23 protein-coding genes and 1 tRNA gene are annotated in these 21,663 nt (G+C 60.0%); 6 read left to right on the forward strand and 18 right to left on the reverse strand.

The annotated features are described in order from the left end of the window. Position 1: 1 nt before the first annotated feature. From HU773_RS05190 to HU773_RS05230, 9 genes are all read right to left on the reverse strand, one after another. On the reverse strand, positions 2-925 hold the full coding sequence (locus HU773_RS05190; protein ID WP_057958295.1) for a sigma 54-interacting transcriptional regulator: 924 nt from the start codon (positions 923-925) through the stop codon (positions 2-4). Between the two features lie 396 nt (positions 926-1,321). Continuing rightward, positions 1,322-2,422 carry a redox-regulated ATPase YchF gene (gene ychF / locus HU773_RS05195; RefSeq protein WP_057437736.1) on the reverse strand — a complete coding sequence of 367 codons (1,101 nt, stop codon included), beginning with the start codon at positions 2,420-2,422 and terminating at the stop codon, positions 1,322-1,324. A 22-nt stretch (positions 2,423-2,444) separates the two neighbouring features. Continuing rightward, complete coding sequence (pth, locus tag HU773_RS05200) at positions 2,445-3,029, reverse strand: aminoacyl-tRNA hydrolase (RefSeq protein WP_032857782.1); 585 nt, start codon at positions 3,027-3,029, stop codon at positions 2,445-2,447. Positions 3,030-3,198: 169 nt separating this feature from the next. Continuing rightward, positions 3,199-3,807, reverse strand: a complete 609-nt coding sequence (locus tag HU773_RS05205; RefSeq protein WP_120731656.1) for a 50S ribosomal protein L25/general stress protein Ctc — start codon at positions 3,805-3,807, stop codon at positions 3,199-3,201. Positions 3,808-3,945: 138 nt separating this feature from the next. Beyond that, positions 3,946-4,887 (reverse strand): ribose-phosphate pyrophosphokinase, encoded by a 942-nt coding sequence (locus tag HU773_RS05210; RefSeq protein ID WP_003171603.1) that lies wholly within the window; start codon positions 4,885-4,887, stop codon positions 3,946-3,948. A gap of 45 nt (positions 4,888-4,932) precedes the next feature. Further along, positions 4,933-5,007: transfer RNA gene (locus HU773_RS05215), tRNA-Gln, on the reverse strand. Positions 5,008-5,043: 36 nt separating this feature from the next. Then, the gene (gene ispE / locus HU773_RS05220) at positions 5,044-5,892 is read right to left on the reverse strand and encodes a 4-(cytidine 5'-diphospho)-2-C-methyl-D-erythritol kinase (RefSeq protein ID WP_115127432.1); all 849 of its coding nucleotides are present in this window, start codon (positions 5,890-5,892) and stop codon (positions 5,044-5,046) included. A 1-nt stretch (position 5,893) separates the two neighbouring features. Further along, positions 5,894-6,511: a lipoprotein insertase outer membrane protein LolB gene (gene lolB, locus HU773_RS05225; protein WP_057437742.1), complete on the reverse strand. Its 618-nt coding sequence runs from the start codon at positions 6,509-6,511 to the stop codon at positions 5,894-5,896. Between the two features lie 4 nt (positions 6,512-6,515). Beyond that, positions 6,516-8,240, reverse strand: coding sequence for a tetratricopeptide repeat protein (locus HU773_RS05230; protein ID WP_057958298.1), 1,725 nt, complete (start codon positions 8,238-8,240; stop codon positions 6,516-6,518). Between the two features lie 182 nt (positions 8,241-8,422). Between HU773_RS05230 and hemA the strand changes: the two genes are divergently transcribed. From hemA to HU773_RS05260, 6 genes are all read left to right on the forward strand, one after another. After that, positions 8,423-9,712, forward strand: a complete 1,290-nt coding sequence (gene hemA, locus HU773_RS05235; RefSeq protein WP_057958299.1) for a glutamyl-tRNA reductase — start codon at positions 8,423-8,425, stop codon at positions 9,710-9,712. Beyond that, complete coding sequence (gene prfA, locus HU773_RS05240) at positions 9,709-10,791, forward strand: peptide chain release factor 1 (RefSeq protein ID WP_057437746.1); 1,083 nt, start codon at positions 9,709-9,711, stop codon at positions 10,789-10,791. The genes hemA and prfA overlap by 4 nt, the downstream gene beginning before the upstream one ends. Continuing rightward, on the forward strand, positions 10,792-11,622 hold the full coding sequence (gene prmC / locus HU773_RS05245; protein ID WP_057958300.1) for a peptide chain release factor N(5)-glutamine methyltransferase: 831 nt from the start codon (positions 10,792-10,794) through the stop codon (positions 11,620-11,622). It abuts the gene before it with no gap. After that, the gene (locus HU773_RS05250; protein ID WP_120731660.1) at positions 11,616-12,371 is read left to right on the forward strand and encodes a molybdopterin-synthase adenylyltransferase MoeB; all 756 of its coding nucleotides are present in this window, start codon (positions 11,616-11,618) and stop codon (positions 12,369-12,371) included. Before prmC ends, HU773_RS05250 begins: the two co-directional genes overlap by 7 nt. Then, positions 12,364-13,158 carry a glutamate racemase gene (gene murI, locus HU773_RS05255; RefSeq protein ID WP_057958302.1) on the forward strand — a complete coding sequence of 265 codons (795 nt, stop codon included), beginning with the start codon at positions 12,364-12,366 and terminating at the stop codon, positions 13,156-13,158. Before HU773_RS05250 ends, murI begins: the two co-directional genes overlap by 8 nt. 113 nt (positions 13,159-13,271) lie before the next feature. After that, positions 13,272-13,790 carry an acyloxyacyl hydrolase gene (locus tag HU773_RS05260; RefSeq protein ID WP_057958303.1) on the forward strand — a complete coding sequence of 173 codons (519 nt, stop codon included), beginning with the start codon at positions 13,272-13,274 and terminating at the stop codon, positions 13,788-13,790. A 162-nt stretch (positions 13,791-13,952) separates the two neighbouring features. Here the strand turns inward: HU773_RS05260 and HU773_RS05265 are convergent, their stop codons facing one another. From HU773_RS05265 to HU773_RS05305, 9 genes are read right to left on the reverse strand one after another with little or no spacing between them, the layout of a single operon-like run. After that, complete coding sequence (locus HU773_RS05265; RefSeq protein WP_057958304.1) at positions 13,953-14,258, reverse strand: YkgJ family cysteine cluster protein; 306 nt, start codon at positions 14,256-14,258, stop codon at positions 13,953-13,955. Positions 14,259-14,312: 54 nt separating this feature from the next. Continuing rightward, positions 14,313-14,792 (reverse strand): DUF2878 domain-containing protein, encoded by a 480-nt coding sequence (locus HU773_RS05270; protein ID WP_057958305.1) that lies wholly within the window; start codon positions 14,790-14,792, stop codon positions 14,313-14,315. Beyond that, complete coding sequence (locus HU773_RS05275; protein WP_057437758.1) at positions 14,785-16,056, reverse strand: SAM-dependent methyltransferase; 1,272 nt, start codon at positions 16,054-16,056, stop codon at positions 14,785-14,787. Before HU773_RS05275 ends, HU773_RS05270 begins: the two co-directional genes overlap by 8 nt. After that, on the reverse strand, positions 16,043-16,846 hold the full coding sequence (locus HU773_RS05280; RefSeq protein WP_057958306.1) for a DUF1365 domain-containing protein: 804 nt from the start codon (positions 16,844-16,846) through the stop codon (positions 16,043-16,045). The genes HU773_RS05275 and HU773_RS05280 overlap by 14 nt, the downstream gene beginning before the upstream one ends. Further along, positions 16,843-18,090, reverse strand: coding sequence for an NAD(P)/FAD-dependent oxidoreductase (locus HU773_RS05285; protein ID WP_186625431.1), 1,248 nt, complete (start codon positions 18,088-18,090; stop codon positions 16,843-16,845). The genes HU773_RS05280 and HU773_RS05285 overlap by 4 nt, the downstream gene beginning before the upstream one ends. Continuing rightward, positions 18,087-18,869, reverse strand: a complete 783-nt coding sequence (locus HU773_RS05290) for an SDR family NAD(P)-dependent oxidoreductase (RefSeq protein ID WP_057958308.1) — start codon at positions 18,867-18,869, stop codon at positions 18,087-18,089. The genes HU773_RS05285 and HU773_RS05290 overlap by 4 nt, the downstream gene beginning before the upstream one ends. Beyond that, positions 18,866-19,288 carry a nuclear transport factor 2 family protein gene (locus HU773_RS05295; protein WP_057437765.1) on the reverse strand — a complete coding sequence of 141 codons (423 nt, stop codon included), beginning with the start codon at positions 19,286-19,288 and terminating at the stop codon, positions 18,866-18,868. Before HU773_RS05295 ends, HU773_RS05290 begins: the two co-directional genes overlap by 4 nt. Then, positions 19,281-20,726 (reverse strand): deoxyribodipyrimidine photo-lyase, encoded by a 1,446-nt coding sequence (phrB, locus tag HU773_RS05300; RefSeq protein WP_057958309.1) that lies wholly within the window; start codon positions 20,724-20,726, stop codon positions 19,281-19,283. The genes HU773_RS05295 and phrB overlap by 8 nt, the downstream gene beginning before the upstream one ends. After that, positions 20,726-21,661: a MerR family transcriptional regulator gene (locus HU773_RS05305; protein ID WP_057958310.1), complete on the reverse strand. Its 936-nt coding sequence runs from the start codon at positions 21,659-21,661 to the stop codon at positions 20,726-20,728. The genes phrB and HU773_RS05305 overlap by 1 nt, the downstream gene beginning before the upstream one ends. Positions 21,662-21,663 lie beyond the last annotated feature (2 nt).

Raw genomic sequence — 21,663 nt, forward strand, 5'->3', positions numbered from 1 at the left:
TTCACTCCAGCGATATTCCCAGTTGCTTCATTCGATGGTAGAGCGTGCGTTTGGCGATATTCAGTTCGGTCGCCACACTGTCCACGTTATAAACATGGCGGCGCAGGGATTCTTCAATCAGAAGTTTCTCTATTTGCTGCAAGCGTTCTTTTAAGTTCAAATTATTGTCTTCGGTGCTCATTAAAGGCACTGAAGTTGGAGGCAGTCCCAGCACGAAACGCTTGGCGGTTGAGCGCAACTCTCGGACGTTACCGCGCCATGGGTGACACAGCAATTGTTGAATGAGGGTGCTGGGCGGTTGTGGAACTGGGCACTTAAAGTACTCTGCCTCTTGCCGGATCATGTTAAAAAATAACGGAATAATCCGCTCGGGGCGTTCACGTAAGGGGGGGAGGGTGATGTTGACGACATTCAGGCGAAAGTACAGGTCTCGTCTGAACGCACCTTGTTCCACCATGTCGTGCAGCGAATGTTGGGCTGAGGCTATGATGCGTATGTCCAGCGGGATAAACCGCGTAGAGCCCAGCCGCTCGACACCCCGAGCCTCCAGCACACGCAGCAACTTCGCTTGCAAAGTGAGTGGCATGCTATCGATTTCATCCAGGTATAAAGTGCCCAGATGGGCGGCTTCAATAAATCCTGCACGTGATTGTATGGCCCCGGTATAGGCGCCACTGTTGACTCCGAACAGTTGGCTTTCTGCAAGGCTTTCCGGTATCGCTGCGCAATTGATGGCAACAAAGTTACCTTTTCGATGAGATAAACGGTGCACACGTTGCGCCAGTGTATCTTTACCAGTGCCTGTTTCGCCCAACAGCAATATATCGATGTTCTGCGTGGCGGTATTGTGGATTGTGCTTTCGATATCCGGGCACTCGGTTAGCGATGTGTCAGTCTCGAACTCGTACTGATAGGAGGTCGACATATTGCTGTTGCTCCAATAATGTGTCGCTTCACTATTGTGGGACTAAAGTTTGTTATATGTTGGTAAGTAGATAGTAAAATTTCTGGATTGTCATCGTGGTTAAAAATGGTAAATGGCGGCTTTGTTGTGCGAAAGGCTTGGTGGCCTGGGGTTTTATATAAGTCAAGTGTCTGGTTGTGTGGATATGCTTATTCTCGGCAGGAATAGTCTACAAGTAGCTGTGAGTTTTCTGTTGAGAAGATTTTTTGTCTGCGGAGTGGAATATTTGTATTTGAATCTTTTGATTTATAAGGTAAGTGATTGTTTCGTTGTGATGGGTAACAGAAATCATCGCCCACAAAAAAGCCGATGCAGAGCATCGGCTTTTTGTTCTACCGCTTGGATCGTACAGCCAGCTTACACGTTGAAGCGGAAGTGCATCACATCGCCATCCTTGACGACATATTCCTTGCCTTCCAGGCGCCATTTACCGGCTTCCTTGGCCCCGGCTTCACCCTTGAACTGGATAAAGTCGTTGTAGGCGATCACTTCCGCGCGGATAAAGCCTTTTTCGAAGTCGGTGTGGATCACACCGGCAGCCTGTGGCGCGGTGGCGCCGACCTTGACGGTCCAGGCACGTACTTCTTCGACGCCGGCGGTGAAGTAGGTCTGCAGGTGCAGCATTTCGTAGCCCGCACGGATCACGCGGTTCAGGCCAGGCTCTTCCAGGCCCAGGGCCTCGAGGAACATGTCTTTCTCTTCGCCGTCTTCAAGTTCGGCGATTTCCGCTTCGATCTTGTTGCAGACCGGTACAACCATTGCGCCTTCTTCTTCGGCAATGGCCAGGACCACGTCGAGCAGCGGGTTGTTCTCGAAACCGTCTTCAGCCACGTTGGCGATGTACATCACAGGCTTGGTGGTCAGCAGGTGGAAGCCCTTGATCACGGCCTTTTCGTCGACGCTCATGTTCTTCATCAGGCTGCGTGCCGGCTTGCCCAGGGTGAAGTGTGCGATCAACTGCTCCAGCAGGGCCTTCTGGACCACTGCGTCCTTGTCGCCGCCTTTGGCGTTGCGCGTGACCTTTTGCAGTTGCTTCTCGCAGCTGTCGAGGTCGGCGAAGATCAGTTCCAGGTCGATGATCTCGATGTCGCGTTTCGGGTCGACGCTGTTGGAGACGTGAATCACGTTCTCGTCTTCAAAGCAGCGGACCACGTGGGCGATGGCATCGGTCTCACGGATGTTGGCGAGGAACTTGTTGCCCAGGCCTTCACCTTTCGACGCGCCAGCCACCAGGCCGGCGATGTCGACGAACTCCATGGTGGTCGGCAGGATGCGCTTGGGATTGACGATGGCCGCCAGGGCCTCCAGGCGCGGATCGGGCATTGGCACGATACCGGTGTTGGGTTCGATGGTGCAGAAGGGGAAGTTCTCCGCCGCAATACCGGACTTGGTCAGGGCGTTGAACAGGGTGGACTTGCCGACGTTAGGTAAGCCGACGATGCCGCAATTGAATCCCATGGTGTTTCCCCTCGCAAAAAAGTCAGGCCTTCTGGCTGTGCAGGTTTTTCATCGCACGGTTCCATTCACCGGCGAAGATATCCGGCAGCACGCCGAGGGCAAAGTCGATGCTGGCATCGAGTTTTTCCTGTTCGGCGCGTGGCGCACGACCCAGGACGAAATTTGAAACCATACTGGCAACGCCTGGGTGGCCAATGCCGAGCCGCAGGCGGTAAAACGTATTCTGATTGCCCAACTGCGCAATGATGTCGCGCAGGCCATTATGACCGCCGTGGCCGCCGCCTTGCTTGAGCTTGGCAACGCCGGGTGGCAGGTCCAGTTCGTCATGGGCCACCAGGATTTCTTCGGGTTTGATCCGGAAGAAGCCCGCAAGCGCCGCGACAGCCTGGCCGCTGCGGTTCATGTAGGTGGTGGGAATCAGCAGACGAACATCCTGACCCTGATGCGAGAAGCGTCCGGTCAGGCCAAAATATTTGCGATCGGCCACCAGATTGATGCCTTGGGCGTGGGCGATGCGCTCAACAAAAAGGGCCCCCGCGTTGTGCCGGGTCTGTTCGTATTCGGCGCCTGGATTTCCCAGGCCAACGATCAGTTTAATGGCAGTCACGACAGGGGCCCTTCCTTTGGAGTTGTGGATAACATCGCCGCAACCTCATTGCGGCGAAAGTGGACGACAGGAGCTCACTTATCCAGAGATAAACTTCGCGTTATCGCCCGCTTTCTCGCTACGTTTCGGTCCGCGATGTTTCCTCAAGCTCCGACGTTACAGAGAGAAATTACTCTGCAGCGGTTTCGCCAGCTTCTTCATCTGCAGCGACTACACGTGGAGCGTGGACGTTGGCAACAGCCTTGTCGTCATCGTGAGCCAGGGCAACGAACTCAACGCCTTTCGGGGCCTTGAGGTCGGACAGGTGAATGATGGTGCCGATTTCAGCGGCCGACAGGTCGACTTCGATGAACTCAGGCAGATCTTTCGGCAGGCAGCTTACTTCCAGCTCGGTAGTGGTGTGGGAAATAACACCACCTTTCTTGACCGGAGCTTCTTCACCAACAAAGTGCACAGGTACGATAGCGGTCAGTTTCTGACCTGCTACGACGCGTACGAAGTCAGCGTGCAGCACGTGACCTTTAGCTGGGTGACGTTGCAGGGCCTTGATGATGACGTTCTGCTTTTTGCCGCCAACGTTCAGCTCGATGATGTGGCTGTAGGCCGCATCGTTTTCGAGCAGTTTGGCAATTTCTTTAGCCAGCATGCTGATGGACTCAGGGGCTTTTTCGCCACCGTAGACTACAGCTGGAACCAGGCTTGCGAGACGACGCAGGCGGCGGCTCGCACCTTTCCCCAGGTCGGAACGCAGTTCAGCATTCAAAGTAAAATCGTTCATGTTGTATCTCCAAAATAACCACATTCGCCCCAGCGTTTGCGACCAGCGCTAAAGGCGATATGGGCAAAAAAGCCCCGCCCCAGCATTGTGCTGGGGCGGGGCGCTTTTCGTCAGGTTGATGCCGCCAGGGTTTGACCCTTAGCGGAACATCGCGCTGATCGATTCTTCATTGCTGATACGGCGAACCGCCTCAGCAACAACCGGTGCGATATCCAGTTGACGGATACGTGCACAGGCTTGAGCAGCAGCGGACAACGGGATGGTGTTAGTCACCACCAGTTCATCCAGCACAGAGTTCTCGATGTTCTCGATCGCTCGGCCCGACAGCACAGGGTGTGTGCAGTAGGCGAAGACTTTAGCCGCACCGTGCTCTTTCAAGGCTTTTGCCGCGTGGCACAAGGTGCCGGCGGTATCAACCATGTCATCGACCAGAATACAGGTACGCCCTTCGACATCACCGATGATATGCATCACTTCAGAGTGATTGGCTTTCTCGCGGCGTTTGTCGATGATCCCGAGGTCCACGCCCAGGGATTTGGCAACAGCCCGTGCACGCACGACGCCACCAATGTCCGGGGACACGATCATCAGGTTTTCAAAGCGCTGGTCTTCGATGTCATCCACCAGAACGGGGGAGCCGTAGATGTTATCTACCGGAATATCGAAGAACCCCTGGATTTGGTCAGCGTGCAGGTCAACCGTGAGAACACGGTCGATACCTACCACGGTCAGCATGTCAGCGACGACTTTCGCGCTGATAGCCACACGTGCGGAACGCGGACGGCGATCCTGACGGGCATAACCAAAGTAAGGGATTACAGCTGTGATTCGAGTCGCTGAGGAGCGGCGGAAGGCATCAGCCATCACGACGAGTTCCATCAGGTTATCGTTGGTCGGAGCGCAAGTCGGCTGAATAATGAAAACATCTTTACCGCGGACATTTTCATTGATCTCGGCTGTAATTTCGCCGTCGGAAAACTTACCGACAGAGATGTCACCGAGAGGGATATGCAGCTGACGTACGACACGTCGAGCCAGATCGGGGTTAGCGTTCCCCGTAAAGACCATCATCTTGGACACGCGCAGTACCTAGAGGCTGAGGGTAACCTGGATGAGTATAGAAAATGGCAGGGGCGGCTGGATTCGAACCAACGCATGGCAGGATCAAAACCTGCTGCCTTACCGCTTGGCGACGCCCCTGTATCTGTTGCAACGAGTACCCAGTACTCGGTTCCTTTAGAGCAGACTTTGCAGCTTGCGATGCAACATCGAAACGTTGCTTCCCTTTGCTACAAACCCTGTAAGGGTCTCTGTAAGAAGGGCCGAGACTTTATCAGCTTCAGCTTTGCTTGGGAAGCCCCCAAACACACAACTTCCAGTTCCGGTGAGTTTTGCTTCGGTAAATTTACCTAACAAATTCAATGCGTTACGTACATCTGGATAACGCCTTGCTACCACCGGTAAGCAGTCATTTCGACTGTTTCCCTTGGGAACGGGGCGCACTTTAATGGGAGAAGAGTTACGTGTCAACAACGGATCTGAAAAAATTTCTGCTGTACTTACAGATACTTGCGGAACAAGCACGACATACCACGGCTCTTCGGGGTCTACAGGGGTGAGTTTTTCCCCTACACCCTCAGCAAATGCGGCGTGTCCACGCACAAAAACCGGGACGTCGGCGCCCAGGGTCAGGCCCAGTGCGGCCAGGCGATCTTCATCCCAGCCAAGCTGCCACAAGTGATTGAGGCCGAGCAGGGTGGTCGCGGCATTCGAGCTGCCACCACCGATACCGCCACCCATGGGCAGGATTTTGTCGATCCAGATATCAATGCCCAGCGGGCAACCGGATTGTTCCTGAAGTTTTTTTGCGGCCTTCACGATCAGGTTGCTGTCATGGGGCACGTCGGCAAATTCGGTGTGCAGCTGAATCACGCCATCGTCGCGCACGGCGAAGGTCATCTCATCGCCATAATCGAGAAACTGAAACAGCGTCTGCAACTCGTGGTAGCCGTCTTCACGACGCCCGAGGATGTGCAGCATCAGATTGAGCTTGGCCGGGGAGGGCAGGGTCAGGCGTTCGCTCATGTCACTGCCCCAGCTTGCGTGGTTGCCAGTCCTTGATCACCAGCGTGACGTCAAGGTTGGAGCCGTGCAGCTTGATGCGTTCGGGCAGCCAGTAGCCGCTTTGTTCCACATAGCTGAGGTATTCGACCCGCCAGCCATCCTGCTCCAGGGTGGCCAGGCGGCTGTCGCCATTGAGGCTCAGACGGCTCTTGCTCTCGGGCGCGGGCAGGCCGCGAACCCACCAGACCAGATGGGAGACCGGCAGCTTCCAGCCGACCTGCTCTTCAAGCAAGGCTTCCGGCGATGGCGCTTCGTAGCGGCCCTGGTTGGCCACTTCCAGGCTCACTTGCCCCGGTCGACCGGTCAGGCGCGCAGCACCGCGACCCAGGGGGCCAGAAAGGCGGATGTCGTAATAGTCCTGGCGTTGCAGCCAGAACAAGGTGCCGCTGCCCGAATCCTTCGGTGCGCGAACCCCGATCTTGCCTTCGATCTGCCAGCCATCAATGCTGCTGAGCTGATCCTTATGCTGTCGCCACTGTGCCGGGTTGCCCTGGCCTTCGACGGACTCACGGGCACCGAAGCCCGCACAACCGGCGAGCAGGGCGATAAAACTGAAAACGATGGCGTGGCGCAAAAACATAGAATTAAAGAGTCTCGGATCCGGTCAGGCGCTTGATGGTGCTGCGCAGGATAGGGCTGTCGGGTTGTTCCTTGAGGAACTTGCCCCAGATTTGTCGGGCTTCGCGTTGTTTGCCCTGGGCCCAGAGCACTTCGCCCAGGTGCGCGGCGACTTCCTGGTCGGGGAATCGCTCCAGGGCCTGGCGCAGCAGGCGTTCGGCTTCATCGAGGTTGCCCAGGCGGTAATTCACCCAGCCCAGGCTGTCGAGCACTGCCGGGTCTTCCGGGTTGAGCTGGTGCGCCTGTTCGATCAGAGCCTTGGCCTCGGCATAGCGCGTCGTACGGTCTGACAAGGTGTAACCCAGGGCGTTCAGTGCCATGGCATTGTCCGGGTCGCGCTTGATGATCAGGCGCAGGTCTTTTTCCATCTGCGCCAGGTCGTTGCGTTTTTCGGCCTGCATGGCGCGGGTGTACAGCAGGTTCAGGTCGTCGGGGTATTGCAGCAGGGCCTGGGCGAGGATTTTCCAGGCGCGCTCCCCCTGATTGTTGGCCGACAAGGTTTCGGCCTGGATCAGATACAGCTGGATGGCGTAGTCCGGCTCGGCATCGCGGGCGGCGGCCAGGCGTTTTTCGGCTTCGTCGGTGCGGCCGTTATTCATCAGGATATCGGCCTGGCGCAGTTGTGCCGGCAGATAGTCATTGCCGGGGCCGACCTGGGCGTACTCGATCAGCGCGCCTTGCGGGTCATCCCGTTCTTCGGCGATGCGCCCCAGGTTCAGGTGGGCCGAATCGACATGGCTTTCCCGCGCGATCAGGTCTTCCAGGTAGCCCTTGGCCTCTTCCCAGGCCTTGGCTTCCAGGCATACCAGCGCCAGGGAATAACGCAACTCGTCATCGTCCGGGTATTGCTGGACCAGGCTGGCGAACTCCACCTTGGCGTCTTCCATGCGGTCCTGTTCTACCAGCATGCGCGCATAAGTCAGGCGCAGACGCTTGTCGTCCGGATACTTCTTGATGCTTTTTTGCAGCAGCGGCAAGGCTTCCTTACCGCGGTTGAGGCTTTGCAGCAGGCGCGCGCGCAGCAGCAGCGGGGCGATCTCACCTTCTTCCGGCGGGTTTTGCTCCAGCAGCTTGAGGGCCGCCTGCGGTTCGTCATCCTGTTGCAGCAGCAGCGCCTTGCCAAATACCAGTTGGCCATTGCTCGGGTGCTTTTGCAGCAGGCGGTCGAAACTCTTCATCAGACCATCGCGGGTGTCCTGGTCGGTGTCGGCAGCAGACAGGGCGAGGAAGTCGAAATGGGTATCGCCCTTGCCCTGCAAGACTTTCTCCATATAGACCATGGAGTCGTCGTAGCGCCCGGCACGCGCCAACTGGATTGCCGCAGCGCGTTGGGCTTCGAGATCGTCCGGGGCGTTTTTCGCCCAGATCAGTGCGGTGTCCAGGGCGGCCTGGTCGGCGCCCAGGTATTCGGCGATGCGAAACGCGCGCTCGGAAATCCCCGGGTCCTGGGTGTTGATGGCCTGGGTCACGTAGTTATCCAGGGCAATGTCGAAACGATTGCGCTGGCCGGCCAGCTCCGCGCTCAGCAGGCTGAACACCGTTTCTTCGCTGAACGAGGAATAAACCTTGGGCTTTTCAGGGGCGGGGGTGTTGTCTTCCACCGGCGCAGGACTCTGCGGCGATACGGGGGCCATGGACTGGCAGCCGCCTAGGAAGGCAAGGGCAAGGAGCAACGCGGAAGATCTATTCATATAGGAAGAGGACGACTAACCTGCGGTCGGATCATCATGACACAAGCCCTCGGCCAAACATAACCGAGTCTCAATTGGCGCCTTTATAGGCATAGGGCATTAGGACAATAGACGACGGTGGTTGTTCTGAATCAGTCGAAGTAGGACAATTGTCGGCTTCTCGACATCATCAGCGATATTGAATGGCCTTCCTTGCTCTGGGTATCAACCACAAGACTGCTTCTGTAGACGTCCGCGAGCGCGTGGCGTTTACCCCGGAGCAGTTGGTTGAGGCTTTGCAGCAGCTGTGCCGGCTCACCGACAGCCGCGAAGCTGCGATCCTTTCCACCTGCAACCGCAGCGAGCTCTATATAGAGCAGGAACATCTTTCGTCGGATGGGGTGCTGCGCTGGCTGGCTGATTACCACCATTTGAGCCTGGATGACCTGCGCGCCAGCGCTTATGTGCATGAAGATGATGCGGCAGTTCGTCACATGATGCGTGTGGCGTCCGGGCTCGATTCGCTGGTGTTGGGCGAACCGCAGATCCTCGGCCAGATGAAATCGGCCTACGCCGTAGCCCGCGAAGCCGGGACCGTGGGGCCGTTGTTGGGGCGTTTGTTCCAGGCCACTTTCAACTCGGCCAAACAGGTGCGCACTGATACGGCCATCGGTGAAAACCCGGTCTCCGTGGCGTTTGCCGCCGTCAGCCTGGCCAAGCAGATTTTCAGCGACCTGCAACGCAGCCAGGCCCTGCTGATCGGCGCGGGCGAGACCATCACCCTGGTCGCCCGGCACCTGCATGACCTGGGCGTGAAGCGCATCGTGGTGGCCAACCGGACCCTGGAGCGCGCCAGCATCCTGGCCGAAGAGTTCGGCGCCCACGCCGTGTTGCTGGCCGATATTCCGGCCGAACTGGTGCGCAGCGATATCGTCATCAGTTCCACCGCCAGCCAGTTGCCGATCCTCGGCAAGGGCGCAGTGGAAAGCGCCCTGAAACTGCGCAAGCACAAACCGATTTTCATGGTGGATATCGCCGTTCCCCGGGATATCGAGCCGGAAGTCGGCGAGTTGGACGACGTTTACCTCTATAGCGTCGACGATCTGCACGAAGTGGTCGCCGAAAACCTCAAGAGCCGCCAGGGCGCTGCCCAGGCGGCCGAGGAAATGGTCGCGATCGGCGCCGATGACTTTATGGTGCGCCTGCGCGAGCTGGCCGCCGTGGATGTGCTCAAGGCCTATCGCCAACAGGGCGAGCGCTTGCGTGACGAAGAATTGATCAAGGCCCAGCGCCTGCTGGCCAATGGCGGCAACGCTGAAGACATTTTGATGCAATTGGCCCGTGGCCTTACCAACAAGCTGTTGCATGCTCCCAGCGTACAGCTTAAAAAACTGACAGCCGAAGGCCGCCTCGATGCGCTGGCCATGGCCCAGGAACTCTTTGCCCTCGGAGAGGGCGCGTCAGACAGCTCTTCGGATAAAAAACCGCAATGAAAGCGTCACTGCTCAATAAACTGGACGTGCTCCAGGACCGTTTCGAAGAACTGACTGCCTTGCTCGGCGATGGCGAGGTTATTTCCGATCAGACCAAGTTCCGTGCCTATTCCAAGGAATACGCCGAAGTTGAGCCGATTGTCACCACCTATTCGCAACTGCTCAAAGTGCAGGCCGACCTCGAAGGTGCCCAGGCACTGCTCAAGGACAGCGACCCGGACATGCGTGAAATGGCCGTGGAAGAAGTCCGCGAAGCCAAAGATAAGCTCATCGAGTTGGAGGGCGACCTGCAACGCATGTTGCTGCCCAAAGACCCCAACGACGGGCGCAACGTATTCCTGGAAATCCGCGCCGGTACTGGCGGTGACGAGGCGGCGATCTTCTCCGGCGACCTGTTCCGCATGTATTCGCGCTATGCCGAGCGGCGCGGCTGGCGCGTGGAAATCCTCTCGGAGAACGAAGGGGAGCACGGCGGCTACAAGGAAATCATTGCCCGGGTCGAAGGCGAGAACGTCTACGGCAAGCTGAAATTCGAGTCCGGCGTGCACCGCGTACAGCGTGTGCCCGCCACCGAATCCCAGGGCCGTATCCATACCTCGGCCTGCACCGTGGCGGTATTGCCCGAGCCGGACGAGCAGGAAGCCATTGAAATCAACCCGGCAGACTTGCGGGTCGACACTTACCGCTCGTCGGGCGCCGGTGGCCAGCACGTCAACAAGACCGACTCGGCGATCCGCATCACCCACTTGCCGTCCGGCATTGTGGTGGAGTGCCAGGAAGAACGCTCCCAGCACAAGAACCGTGCGCGGGCCATGTCCTGGTTGTCGGCCAAGCTCAACGACCAGCAGACCAGCGCCGCCGCCAACGCCATTGCCAGTGAGCGCAAGTTGCTGGTGGGCTCGGGTGACCGTTCCGAACGCATTCGCACCTATAACTACGCCCAGGGCCGGGTTACCGACCATCGGGTCAACCTGACCCTGTATTCCCTGGACGAGATCCTTGCCGGTGGCGTGGACGCAGTGATCGAGCCGTTGCTCGCCGAATACCAGGCGGACCAACTGGCCGCGATAGGTGAATAAATGACCATTATTGCCAGCTTGCTGCGCGCCGCCGACCTGCCGGACTCGCCTACCGCGCGCCTGGATGTGGAGTTGTTGCTGGCCGCTGCCTTGGGCAAGTCCCGCAGTTACCTACACACCTGGCCGGAAAAAATCGTCAGCAGCGAAGACGCGCTGCGCTTTGCCGACTACCTGCAACGTCGCCGCAGCGGCGAGCCGGTGGCCTATATCCTCGGCCAGCAAGGTTTCTGGAAGCTTGACCTGGAAGTCGCGCCGCACACCCTGATCCCGCGCCCGGACACCGAACTGCTGGTGGAAGCGGCCCTGGAGTTGTTGCCCGCGACCCCGGCCAATGTCCTCGACCTGGGCACTGGCAGCGGCGCCATCGCCCTGGCCCTGGCCAGCGAGCGCCCGGCCTGGCGCGTGACGGCGGTGGATCGCGTGCTGGAAGCCGTGGCCCTGGCCGAGCGCAATCGCCAGCGCCTGCACCTGGATAACGTCACGGTGCTCAATAGTCACTGGTTCAGCGCCCTCAAAGATCACACCTATCACCTGATCATCAGCAACCCGCCCTATATTGCCGACAGCGATCCGCACCTGGCGGCGGGCGATGTGCGTTTCGAGCCGGCCAGCGCATTGGTGGCCGGCCACGACGGCCTGGACGACCTGCGCCTGATCATCGCCCAGGCGCCGCAGCACCTGGAGGCCGCTGGCTGGTTGTTGCTCGAGCATGGTTACGACCAGGCTCCGGCCGTGCGCGACCTGCTGCTGGCGCAAGGTTTCGAAGAGGTCCACAGCCGTATCGACCTCGGCGGCCATGAGCGCATCAGCCTGGGACGCCGGCCGTGCTGACCGATCAGGAGCTGTTGCGCTACAGCCGGCAGATCCTGTTGCAACAGGTCGATATCGACGGCCAGTTACGCCTGAAAAACAGCCGCGTGCTGATTGTCGGCCTTGGCGGCCTGGGCGCTCCGGTGGCCTTGTACCTGGCAGCGGCTGGCGTCGGTGAGCTGCATCTGGCGGACTTTGACACCGTCGACCTGACCAACCTGCAACGCCAGATCATCCACGACACCGACAGCATCGGCCTGAGCAAGGTCGATTCCGCCATCGGCCGCTTGAGCGCGATCAACCCCGAGATCCGACTGATTGCCCACCGCACGGCGCTGGACGCTGATTCGTTGGCCGCCGCTGTGTCCAATGTGGACCTGGTGCTCGACTGCTGTGACAACTTCGCCACCCGCGAAGCGGTGAACGCGGCGTGCGTGGCAGCTGGCAAGCCCCTGGTCAGCGGCGCGGCGATTCGCCTCGAAGGCCAGCTCTCGGTGTTTGATCCGCGGCGTCCGGAAAGCCCGTGCTACCACTGCTTATATGGGCACGGCAGCGATACCGAGCTGACCTGCAGCGAAGCCGGCGTCGTCGGCCCGCTGGTGGGGTTGGTCGGCAGCCTGCAAGCCCTGGAAGCCCTGAAGCTGCTGGCTGGCTTTGGCACACCGCTGGTTGGGCGCCTGCTGTTGATCGACGCCCTGGGCACACGTTTTCGCGAACTGCGGGTCAAGCGCGATCCCGGTTGCAGCGTCTGCGGCAGCCAGCATGGTTAAGGATGCACCGATTGGTGTGTTCGACTCCGGCGTTGGCGGCCTGTCGGTGCTGGACGAAATTCATCGTTTATTGCCCCATGAGTCGCTGCTGTACGTGGCGGATTGCGGGCATATCCCCTACGGCGAGAAAACCCCGGCGTTCATTCGCGAACGTTCGCGGGTGGTCGCGGAGTTTTTCCGCGAGCAGGGCGCCAAGGCCTTTGTGATCGCCTGCAACACGGCAACCGTAGCCGCGGTTGCGGACTTGCGTATTGATTATCCGGATTGGCCCCTGGTGGGCATGGAGCCGGCAGTCAAACCAGCCGCCGCCGCGACCCGCAGCGGGGTGATCGGGGTGCTCGCCACCACGGGCACCCTGCAAAGCGCCAAGTTCGCCGCGTTACTGGACCGCTTTGCCAGCGATGTGCGGGTGGTCACCCAACCCTGTCCGGGGCTGGTGGAGTTGATCGAGGCCGGCGACCTGGGCAGCCCGGCGCTGCGCCAGTTGTTGCAGGGGTACGTCACGCCGCTGGTCGAGGCCGGGTGCGACACCATCATCCTCGGTTGCACTCATTATCCTTTCCTCAAGCCATTGCTGGCGACGATGCTGCCACCGACGGTCATCCTGATCGACACCGGGGCGGCCGTGGCGCGTCAGTTGCAGCGTCTGCTGGGCGAGCGCCAACTGCTGGCCGAGGGCAATCCTCGGGCTGCGCAGTTCTGGACCAGCGGTGATCCGCAGCATCTAAGAAATATCCTACCCACACTGTGGAAGTTCAGCGGCGTTGTGCGAAGCTTCGGCCTGTGAAAAATTCGTGAAATAGCGGGTTTTTTAGCTGAACTTCTGCGTAGTCCGTGATTTCTATAGCTCTTGATTAGCGGTACACAACCATACAACTTCGTTTGGAAAGGATGTTTCTTATGAAGCGCTTGTTCTATTTGGCTGCGATTGCAGCCGCTGTGTTGGGACACTCGGTTTCGGCCCAGGCTGCCGGCCTGGAGTTTGCGGTAGGGCATACCAGCGATTCGACCATGACTTATCGTCTGGGCCTGCAATCGGACTGGGACAAGAGCTGGTGGCAGAGCGATGTGGGGCGCCTGACCGGCTACTGGAGCGGCGCTTATACCTTCTGGGACGGTGATGAGCGGGCGAGTGTCAGCAGCCTGTCGTTTTCGCCGGTGTTTGTGTACGAATTCGCCGGCGAGTCGGTGAAACCCTATATCGAAGCGGGGATCGGTGTGGCGCTGTTCTCACGCACCCGGATCGAGGACAACAACATCGGCGGGGCCTTCCAGTTCGAAGACCGCCTGGGCTTCGGCTTGCGTTTTGCCGGCGGGCATCAGGTGGGGATCCGTGCCACGCACTATTCCAACGCAGGCATCAGTAGTCACAACGATGGTATCGAGAGCTATTCGTTGAACTACACCCTGCCGCTCTGATATTCCCCGGCACAGCAGAGCCCATGTGGAAGCCGGGCTTGTGTGGGAGTCGGGCTTGCCCGCGATGCAGATGGCTCGGTGCTTCAGACAAACCGAAGTGATGCTATCGCAGGCAAGCCCACATAAGCCCGCTCCCCCATTTGAGCTCGGCAGTTTTCACGGTCAGCGGTAGACCGTCGCAATCCCCTGGCGCTCTTCAAGGCACTCCGGCGCGCCCATCTCGAACTCCCGGCAAATCAGCGGTCGCTTCTCATAGATGGTGCACATCATCGTGTCGCGATCCAGCGCCGCGCACCAGCCGTCGTCCAGGCGCAGCATGACTTCGCCGCCCCAATCGTCCGTGTCGATAAAGCGATCAGGCACGCCGGTGTCGGTGATCAACATGACTTCCAGTTGGCAGCAGCAAGCTGCACACGTGGAGCACGTCACGGCGGGTTCGGCGATTTGAATGTGGGGAATGGTGGTCATAGGCGCGCAGTGTAAGGCAAGCCGGTCGGGCGCGTGTGAAAGCTCTGACGGACGTCAGCGCGCGAGCCGGTGCAGGCCAGGAAATACCACAGCCCACAGCAGTGCGATGGCCGCCAGGGTCGGGGCCGTGGCAAACCCGAAGCTCACGCCTGCCAACTGGCTACCGGCGTAGTACGACAGCGGCCCGCCCACTGCTCCCAGCAGGCTTGCGCGCCACCAGGGCCGGGCGCTCCAGGCCAGGCAGTGGCGCAAGGTAGTCGCCAGCAGCGCCCACAGCAAGATCAACCACAGAGGAATCAACGGGCCTGGATCACTGAATTCAAACACACCGGCCGTGCGCAACAGCGTGTCGAGCAGGGTGCCCAGCACGGTCACGCTCAAGATCAACCGCCCTTCAACGGCCCACGAAGTTATCCACAGCAGGTGGATCGCCAGCACGCCCAGCCCGAGCAATAACCACAGGCTGTCGCCACCCATCACACAGGCAAACCAGCCGCACTGGAACAGCGCGGCATTGGCCAGGTTTTTAAGCATTGAAGCGCCCGAGCAGTGGTTGTGTCACCGCGCCAGGTTTGGCCAGCAGCAATTGCGCGGTGCCGATGGTGCGTTCCATAAAACCACCTTCGCAGTAGCACAGGTAGAACTCCCACAACCGCAGGAAGTATTCGTCGTAGCCCAGTTCCGTGAGGCGGCCATGGGCACGGCGAAAATTCTCATGCCACAAGCGCAGGGTTCGCGCGTAATGCAGGCCGAAGTCTTCCATGTGCAGCAGGTTCATATCGGTGTCGCGACTGACGATCTGCAACATCTTCTGTACACAGGGCAGGGCGCCACCGGGGAAAATGTAGCGCTGGATAAAGTCGACGCTGCTCTTGGCCTGTTCATAGCGTTGTTCGCGGATGGTGATGGCCTGCAGCAGCATCAGCCCGTCGCTCTTGAGCAAGTGCGCGCATTGCTTGAAGTAGGTGGGCAGGAAACGATGACCCACGGCCTCGATCATTTCAATGGACACCAGTTTGTCGTACTGCCCGCTCAAGTCGCGGTAGTCCTGCAACAGCAATGTCACCTGATTCTGCAAACCCAGGGCCTGGATGCGCTGTTCGGTGTAGGCAAACTGCTCTTTGGACAAGGTGGTCGTGGTGACCCGGCAGCCATACTGCTGCGCCGCGTACAGGGCCATGCTGCCCCAGCCGGTGCCGATTTCCAGCAGGTGGTCCGAAGGCTTGAGCGCGAGTTTCTGGCAGATACGTTCGAGCTTGTTGAGCTGCGCCTGTTCCAGGGTGTCGTCGGCGGTGAGGAACTGCGCCGCCGAATACATCATGGTCGGGTCGAGAAACTCCTGGAACAGGTCGTTGCCCAGGTCGTAGTGAGCAGCGATGTTCTTTTGCGAGCCCTTGCGGGTATTGCGGTTGAGCCAGTGCAGGCCCTGGGTGAATGGGCGGGCCAACTTGGCCAGGCCGCCTTCCAGGGCATCCAGTACCTCAAGGTTGCTGACCATCACCCGCACCACCGCGGTCAGGTCCGGGCTACTCCAGTAACCATGAATAAACGCCTCGCCGGCGCCGATGGAACCGTTGGCGGCTACCAGGCCCCACACCGCCGGGTCGAGGATCTGGATTTCCCCCAGCAAGTGCGCCTCCCGTGCGCCGAACACCTGGCGCTCACCGTCCTCGACCACCACCAGTTGGCCGTGACGCAGGTTGCCGAGTTGACGCAGCACGGCCTTGCGCAACAACGCGCCGGTCAGGCCATTGACGTTCAGGCGATTGGATTTGACCGATAAGCTAGGGGATTTCATGGCGGCGATCCTTGGGATACCCAGTTGCACAGGCGCCATCGGCGGCCTGATGGGGGAAAATCGGTGTGCGTTTAAGCAGCAAGCGCAGGGCTTGCCAGTAAATTGCCAGGCCGGTCTTGGCGGTCATCCACGGGAAGCGCCACAAGTAGCGATGCAGGCTGGCGCGGTCCAGGGCTTCGCGTTGCAGGCTCAAGGTGGCGTCGAACACCTTGGTCTCGCCCTGCCAGTCGGCCATATGCACCCCCAGGCGCTGGCCGGGTGGGCTGAAGCTCATGCGGTATTCCAGGTCCCGGGGCAAGAACGGCGACACATGAAACGCCTTGGCCACCGCGAAATGCTGGTGCTCGCCGCCCGCCAGGGCGCGGGCCGGCAGCACGTAGTGATAGCGTTCGCGCCATGGGGTGTTGGTCACTTCACAGACAATCGCCGCCAGTTGCCCATCAGCCTCGAAGCAGTAAAAGAAACTCACCGGGTTGAACGCCAGGCCCCAACTGCGGACCTGGGTCAGCAGGCAGACAGTGCCCTGTGGGGTATGCCCCAACGCCGTACTGACCACCTGGCGCACGGCATCAGTCAAACAGGTGCCGTCGCGGGTCAATTCAGGCAGGTAGTCCTGCTGGCGCAATGAAAACGGCGCGAAGCGGCCACGGCCGGCGAACGGCGACAGCCCCAGCACCTGCTCCTGTTCGCTGAGGTCCAGGTACAGCAGGCCGATGCGATAGCGAAACGCATGCCCCTTGGCGGTAAATCGCCGATGGGCGATCCAGCCACTGTAGAGGGCGCTGTTCACAGGGTTTCCCCGAAGGCCTGGGCCACGCGCAGGGCACTGACCACGCCGTCTTCATGAAAGCCGTTGGCCCAGTAGGCCCCACAATAATAGGTGTGCTGGGCGCCATGCAGTTCTTCCCAGCGCGCTTGCGCCGCCACTGCCGCCAGGCTGTATTGGGGATGGGCATAGGTGTAGCGCGCAAGGATTTTCAGCGGGTTGATAATTGCTGTCTGATTGAGGCTCACGCAAAAGGTGGTGGGGCTGTCGATGCCTTGCAGGATGTTCATGGCGTAGGTGACGGCCGCTGGCTTGTGCATACTGGCGTCCAGTCGATAGTTCCAGCTGGCCCAGGCCAGTGGGCGATCGGGCAGCAAGCGGGTGTCGGTGTGCAGGGCCACGTCGTTGTCGGCGTAGGTTATTGCCCCAAGAATTTGCTGCTCAGCCTGGCTCGGGTCGTTCAGCAGGGCCAGGGCCTGGTCGCTGTGGCAGGCGAAGACGACCTTGTCGAAAATTTCGCGGCCATCGGCACTGTGGATGACCACACCTTCCAGTGTGCGCTCGACTTTTTGCACCGGGCAGTTGAGGCGGATCTGTTGGCGAAACGAATCGGTCAGGGGCTCGATATAACGGCTGGAACCGCCCTCGATCACACACCACTGCGGCCGATTGTTCACCGACAGCAGGCCGTGGTTCTTGAAGAAGCGCACGAAGAACTGCAGCGGAAACCCCAGCATGTCCGCCAGGGGCATCGACCAGATCGCCGCGCCCATGGGCACGATGTAGTGCCGGATAAAGCGTGGGCCGTAGTTGCCCGCCTGCAGGTATTCGCCCAGGGTCGTCTGTGCGCTGATGCGTTGCTCCTGCAAATCCAGCGGCGCCTGGCGATTGAAGCGCAGGATATCGCGCAACATCCCCCAGAAGCCGGGGGACAGGATATTGCTGCGCTGGGCGAACAGGCTGTTGAGGTTATTGCCGTTGTACTCGAGGTTTTCCTCTGGGGCACAGACCGAGAAGCTCATTTCGGTCGGTTTGAACGGCACGCCGATCTGCCTCAGCAAACGGATGAAGTTGGGGTAGGTCCAGTCGTTGAACACAATAAAGCCGGTGTCCACCGCGTAATGTCTGTCATCGACGGTCACGTCTACCGTATGGGTATGGCCGCCAATCCGGTCGGCGGCTTCGAACAGGGTGATGTCGTGGCGGCGACTGAGCAGGTAGGCACTGGTCAGCCCGGAAATCCCACTGCCGATAATGGCGATCTTCACAGGTCGTCCTTTTGTGGCGGTGGGCTGCGCAGCATGCGCTTGCCGATGATCAGTTGCGCGCGGTTCGGCAGTTTCGACAGCGGCCAGAGGGTGGCAATAAACAGTGCCGGGAAGGCGATTTCCAGTGGGCGTTTTTCCAGTTTGCCGAAAATATGCCGCGCCGCCTTGTCGGCCGGCCAGCTCAAGGGCATCGGGAAGTCGTTGCGTTCGGTCAACGGCGTATCGACGAAGCCGGGGCTGACCACCGTGACATCAATGCCTTCGGGAGACAGGTCGATGCGCAGCGATTCAAACAAATAGCGTAGGCCCGCCTTGGACGCACCGTAGGCTTCTGCGCGGGGCATCGGCAGGTAGGTGACGGCACTGGCGACGCCCACCAGATGCGGGGTTGACCCGGCGCGCAGCAGCGGCAATGCGGCTTCGATGCAATAACTGCTGGCCAGCAGGTTGGTGCGCACCACGTGTTCGATAATCGACGCGTCGAACTGCTTGGCATCCACATATTCGCAGGTACCGGCATTCAGGATCACGGTGTCCAGGGCACCCCAGGTTTGCATGATGTGCTCGCCGATTTCCCGGACCACCTGGCTGTTGGTCAAGTCACCGGGGACCACCAGCACTTGCCCGGGGTAACGTTGCGCAAGTTGCTCCAGCGGCGCCTTGGTGCGCGCACTCAGCGCGACCTGCGCCCCACTGCCGAGCAACTCTTCGGCCAGGGCCGCACCGATACCACTGCTTGCCCCGGTCAGCCAATAACGGCGTGGCGATGTCAGGCTCATGCCATTCTCCCTTTCAACCAACGGATCAACCGGCCGAGTACCGGCAGGTGTTCGTAAAGCAGCGCTCCGGCATCAAAGTAATCGCGGTGCCGGTAAACCTTGTCGTGCCATAACAGGTGAGAGCAGCCTTGCACCTGAATCTGTTGGCCGCCCGCCAACCGCGGGTGGCAAAAGCTCATGGTCCAGCGCAGGTAACCTTCGCCTTCGGCCACGTGGTCGAAACCGTGGAAGTCAAAATGCAATGGGTCGACGTTGCTGTAAAGCTCGGCAAAGTACGCCTTCAGCGCGCTGATGCCGTGGACCTGGTGCAGTGGATCGGTAAACGCTATGTCCTGGCTGTACAGGCTGTCGAGCCGGTGCAGGTTGTGTTTGTCCAGGGTGGCGAAGGACTCGGCGAACTGGCGCAGGAAATCACTCATACACACCCCCTGCCGCCTGGCGTGAGGGCAGGGCACGAAAGGCCGCCAGCGCCCGCTCGCGGGAAGACTTCAGATCGACGATGGGCCGTGGGTAGTCGGCCACGCCAAACAGCCCGCCGACAGCGTCGGGGTTGTGCACTTCCTTTTTGTTCAATCCCGCCAGTTGTGGCAGCCACTGCTTGATAAAACGCCCTTCGCCATCGAATTTCTCGGACTGGCTCAACGGGCTGAAAATCCGGAAGTACGGTGCCGAGTCGGTGCCGGTGGACGAACTCCATTGCCAGCCGCCGTTATTGGCCGCCAGATCGCCGTCGATCAAGTGGCGCATAAAAAAGCGCTCGCCTTCGCGCCAGTCGATCAGCAGGTTCTTGGTCAGAAACATCGCCACCACCATGCGCAGGCGGTTATGCATCCAGCCGGTTTCCAAGAGCTGGCGCATCGCGGCATCAATGATCGGCAGGCCGGTGCGTGCCTCTTGCCAGGCGGCCAGATCAGCGGGAGCGTGGCGCCAGGCCACAGCTTCGGTTTCCGGGCGAAAGGCACGATGGCGCGACACCCGTGGGTAACCCACCAGGATATGTTTGTAGAACTCGCGCCACAGCAATTCGTTGATCCAGGTGATTGCGCCGATGTCGCCGCTTTCGAATTCACCCTGGTTACTTTGCAGCGCCGCATGCAGGCACTGGCGTGGCGAAATCACGCCGGCGGCGAGGTACGCAGACAGTTGGCTGGTGCCGGGCTTGGCCGGGAAGTCGCGTTCATCCTTGTAATAGCTGATTTGTGCGTCGGCAAACTGGGCAAGGCGTCGCTGCGCCTCGTCTTCACCGGCCGGCCAAAGGGCGCGCAGGGTGTCGCTGGGCGGGGCAAATCCCTTGACCTGCTCGGGAACTGCATCACTGGCGAACGGCAGCGCGGCCTGCGCCTTGGGCGTCGCCACCCGGCGCGGCAGGGCACTGTGCAGGCGGTTGTAACAGACCTTGCGAAACTGGCTGAACACCTGGAAGTAAGTGCCGGTCTTGGTCAATACGCTGCCAGGCTGGAACAGCAGTTGGTCCAGATAGCTGTGAAACCCTACCCCGTGTGCTTCCAGAGCCTGGGCCACGGCGGCATCGCGCCGGCTTTCGTGGATCCCGTATTCTTCGTTGGTGTGCACGCTCTCGACTGACAGGGCCTGGCACACCTGCACCAGTACCTGTGGCACCTGGTCCCAAGTGTCGGCATGGCGGATCAGCAGGGGAATATTCAGCTCTCCCAGGGCCAGGCTCAGGGCCTTGAGGTTGCGCAGCCAGAAGTCCACCTTGCACGGCGCATCGTCATGGGCCAGCCACTGATCGGCGGTAATCAGGTACACCGCCGCTGTCGGGCCGCGCTGGCAGGCGGCAGCGAGGGCGGTGTTGTCATGCAGGCGCAGGTCGCTGCGCAGCCAGATCAGATGCATTAGAGAAGCCCACGCTGGATCAGGAGCTGATGGGCCGACAAGGGGTCTTCGGCCAGCACCAATTGAGGGGTGTCCTGAGTTAATACGGATAACTCGGCTTGATGGATGCACACCGTTGGTCCGGCAATCAGGATCGGGCAGTGGGTGCCGCTCAGCAGTTTCGGCAAGGTCGCTAAATGGAGGGCCTTGCTCGAGTACAGCAGCACGGCGCGCGGTTGCAGGTGCTCGACGGCCAGGGCCAGTTCGCCGGTAGGCAACGGCCAGTCGAAAACTTCCACCGGGCAATCGGCGCTGCTGGCCAGCCAGGCGCTCAGCCACAGGTGCGGTTCGAGCGGCAGGTCGGAATGGTTGATCAGCAACAATGGCGGGCCGTTGAGCTGGCGGTTGTTGTGATACATCCGTGCGCCGAACTTGCTGCGCAGCCAGGAATGGAAAAACACCCGCTCCGTCTGCGCGCCGAACTGGCCTTGCCAGCGCTGCTCCAGCTCCTTGAACAGTGGCAACAGCAGTTGCTCGCACAGGGTACGCGGTGGGTAAAGGGCCATGGCCTGGTTGAACACGTCGTCGACCCGGCGCTCGGCCAGTTGACCGATGGCCTGGATCAAGGTCTGGCGCAGGTTCTGCCATTCGTTTTCGACGCTGTCGTCCACCGGCTGGGCGTTGTCGATCAACTGCTTGACCTGGCTTACCGGTACGCCTCGGTTGAGCCACGTCAGGATAGTCTGGATGCGCTGCACATGGTCGGCGTTGAACAGCCGATGGCCCTTGGGCGTACGCTGCGGCACGATCAGGCCGTAACGCCGTTCCCAGGCGCGCAGGGTCACCGCGTTGACCCCGGTCTGGCGGGCCACTTCGCGAATCGGCAGCCAGCCTTGTTCCAGGGCCAGGGCCACATCTTCGACGGGTTGGGCAGGGGGTTGCGGGGAAACATTCATGG

It is taken from the genome of Pseudomonas shahriarae, from assembly GCF_014268455.2.
Classification (GTDB): Bacteria; Pseudomonadota; Gammaproteobacteria; order Pseudomonadales; family Pseudomonadaceae; genus Aquipseudomonas; species Aquipseudomonas shahriarae.

Excerpts from the sequence above, each read along its gene's own strand:
- lolB (WP_057437742.1), bottom strand. The coding sequence starts at position 6,511 with ATGTTTTTGCGCCACGCCATCGTTTTCAGTTTTATCGCCCTGCTCGCC.
- HU773_RS05275 (WP_057437758.1), bottom strand. The coding sequence starts at position 16,056 with ATGAAATCCCCTAGCTTATCGGTCAAATCCAATCGCCTGAACGTCAAT.
- HU773_RS05265 (WP_057958304.1), bottom strand. The coding sequence starts at position 14,258 with ATGACCACCATTCCCCACATTCAAATCGCCGAACCCGCCGTGACGTGC.
- HU773_RS05190 (WP_057958295.1), bottom strand. The coding sequence starts at position 925 with ATGTCGACCTCCTATCAGTACGAGTTCGAGACTGACACATCGCTAACC.
- HU773_RS05305 (WP_057958310.1), bottom strand. The coding sequence starts at position 21,661 with ATGAATGTTTCCCCGCAACCCCCTGCCCAACCCGTCGAAGATGTGGCC.
- HU773_RS05295 (WP_057437765.1), bottom strand. The coding sequence starts at position 19,288 with ATGAGTGATTTCCTGCGCCAGTTCGCCGAGTCCTTCGCCACCCTGGAC.
- HU773_RS05270 (WP_057958305.1), bottom strand. The coding sequence starts at position 14,792 with ATGCTTAAAAACCTGGCCAATGCCGCGCTGTTCCAGTGCGGCTGGTTT.
- prmC (WP_057958300.1), top strand. The coding sequence starts at position 10,792 with ATGACCATTATTGCCAGCTTGCTGCGCGCCGCCGACCTGCCGGACTCG.
- ychF (WP_057437736.1), bottom strand. The coding sequence starts at position 2,422 with ATGGGATTCAATTGCGGCATCGTCGGCTTACCTAACGTCGGCAAGTCC.
- murI (WP_057958302.1), top strand. The coding sequence starts at position 12,364 with ATGGTTAAGGATGCACCGATTGGTGTGTTCGACTCCGGCGTTGGCGGC.
- HU773_RS05205 (WP_120731656.1), bottom strand. The coding sequence starts at position 3,807 with ATGAACGATTTTACTTTGAATGCTGAACTGCGTTCCGACCTGGGGAAA.
- phrB (WP_057958309.1), bottom strand. The coding sequence starts at position 20,726 with ATGCATCTGATCTGGCTGCGCAGCGACCTGCGCCTGCATGACAACACC.
- HU773_RS05260 (WP_057958303.1), top strand. The coding sequence starts at position 13,272 with ATGAAGCGCTTGTTCTATTTGGCTGCGATTGCAGCCGCTGTGTTGGGA.
- ispE (WP_115127432.1), bottom strand. The coding sequence starts at position 5,892 with ATGAGCGAACGCCTGACCCTGCCCTCCCCGGCCAAGCTCAATCTGATG.
- prfA (WP_057437746.1), top strand. The coding sequence starts at position 9,709 with ATGAAAGCGTCACTGCTCAATAAACTGGACGTGCTCCAGGACCGTTTC.
- hemA (WP_057958299.1), top strand. The coding sequence starts at position 8,423 with ATGGCCTTCCTTGCTCTGGGTATCAACCACAAGACTGCTTCTGTAGAC.
- HU773_RS05230 (WP_057958298.1), bottom strand. The coding sequence starts at position 8,240 with ATGAATAGATCTTCCGCGTTGCTCCTTGCCCTTGCCTTCCTAGGCGGC.
- HU773_RS05290 (WP_057958308.1), bottom strand. The coding sequence starts at position 18,869 with ATGAGCCTGACATCGCCACGCCGTTATTGGCTGACCGGGGCAAGCAGT.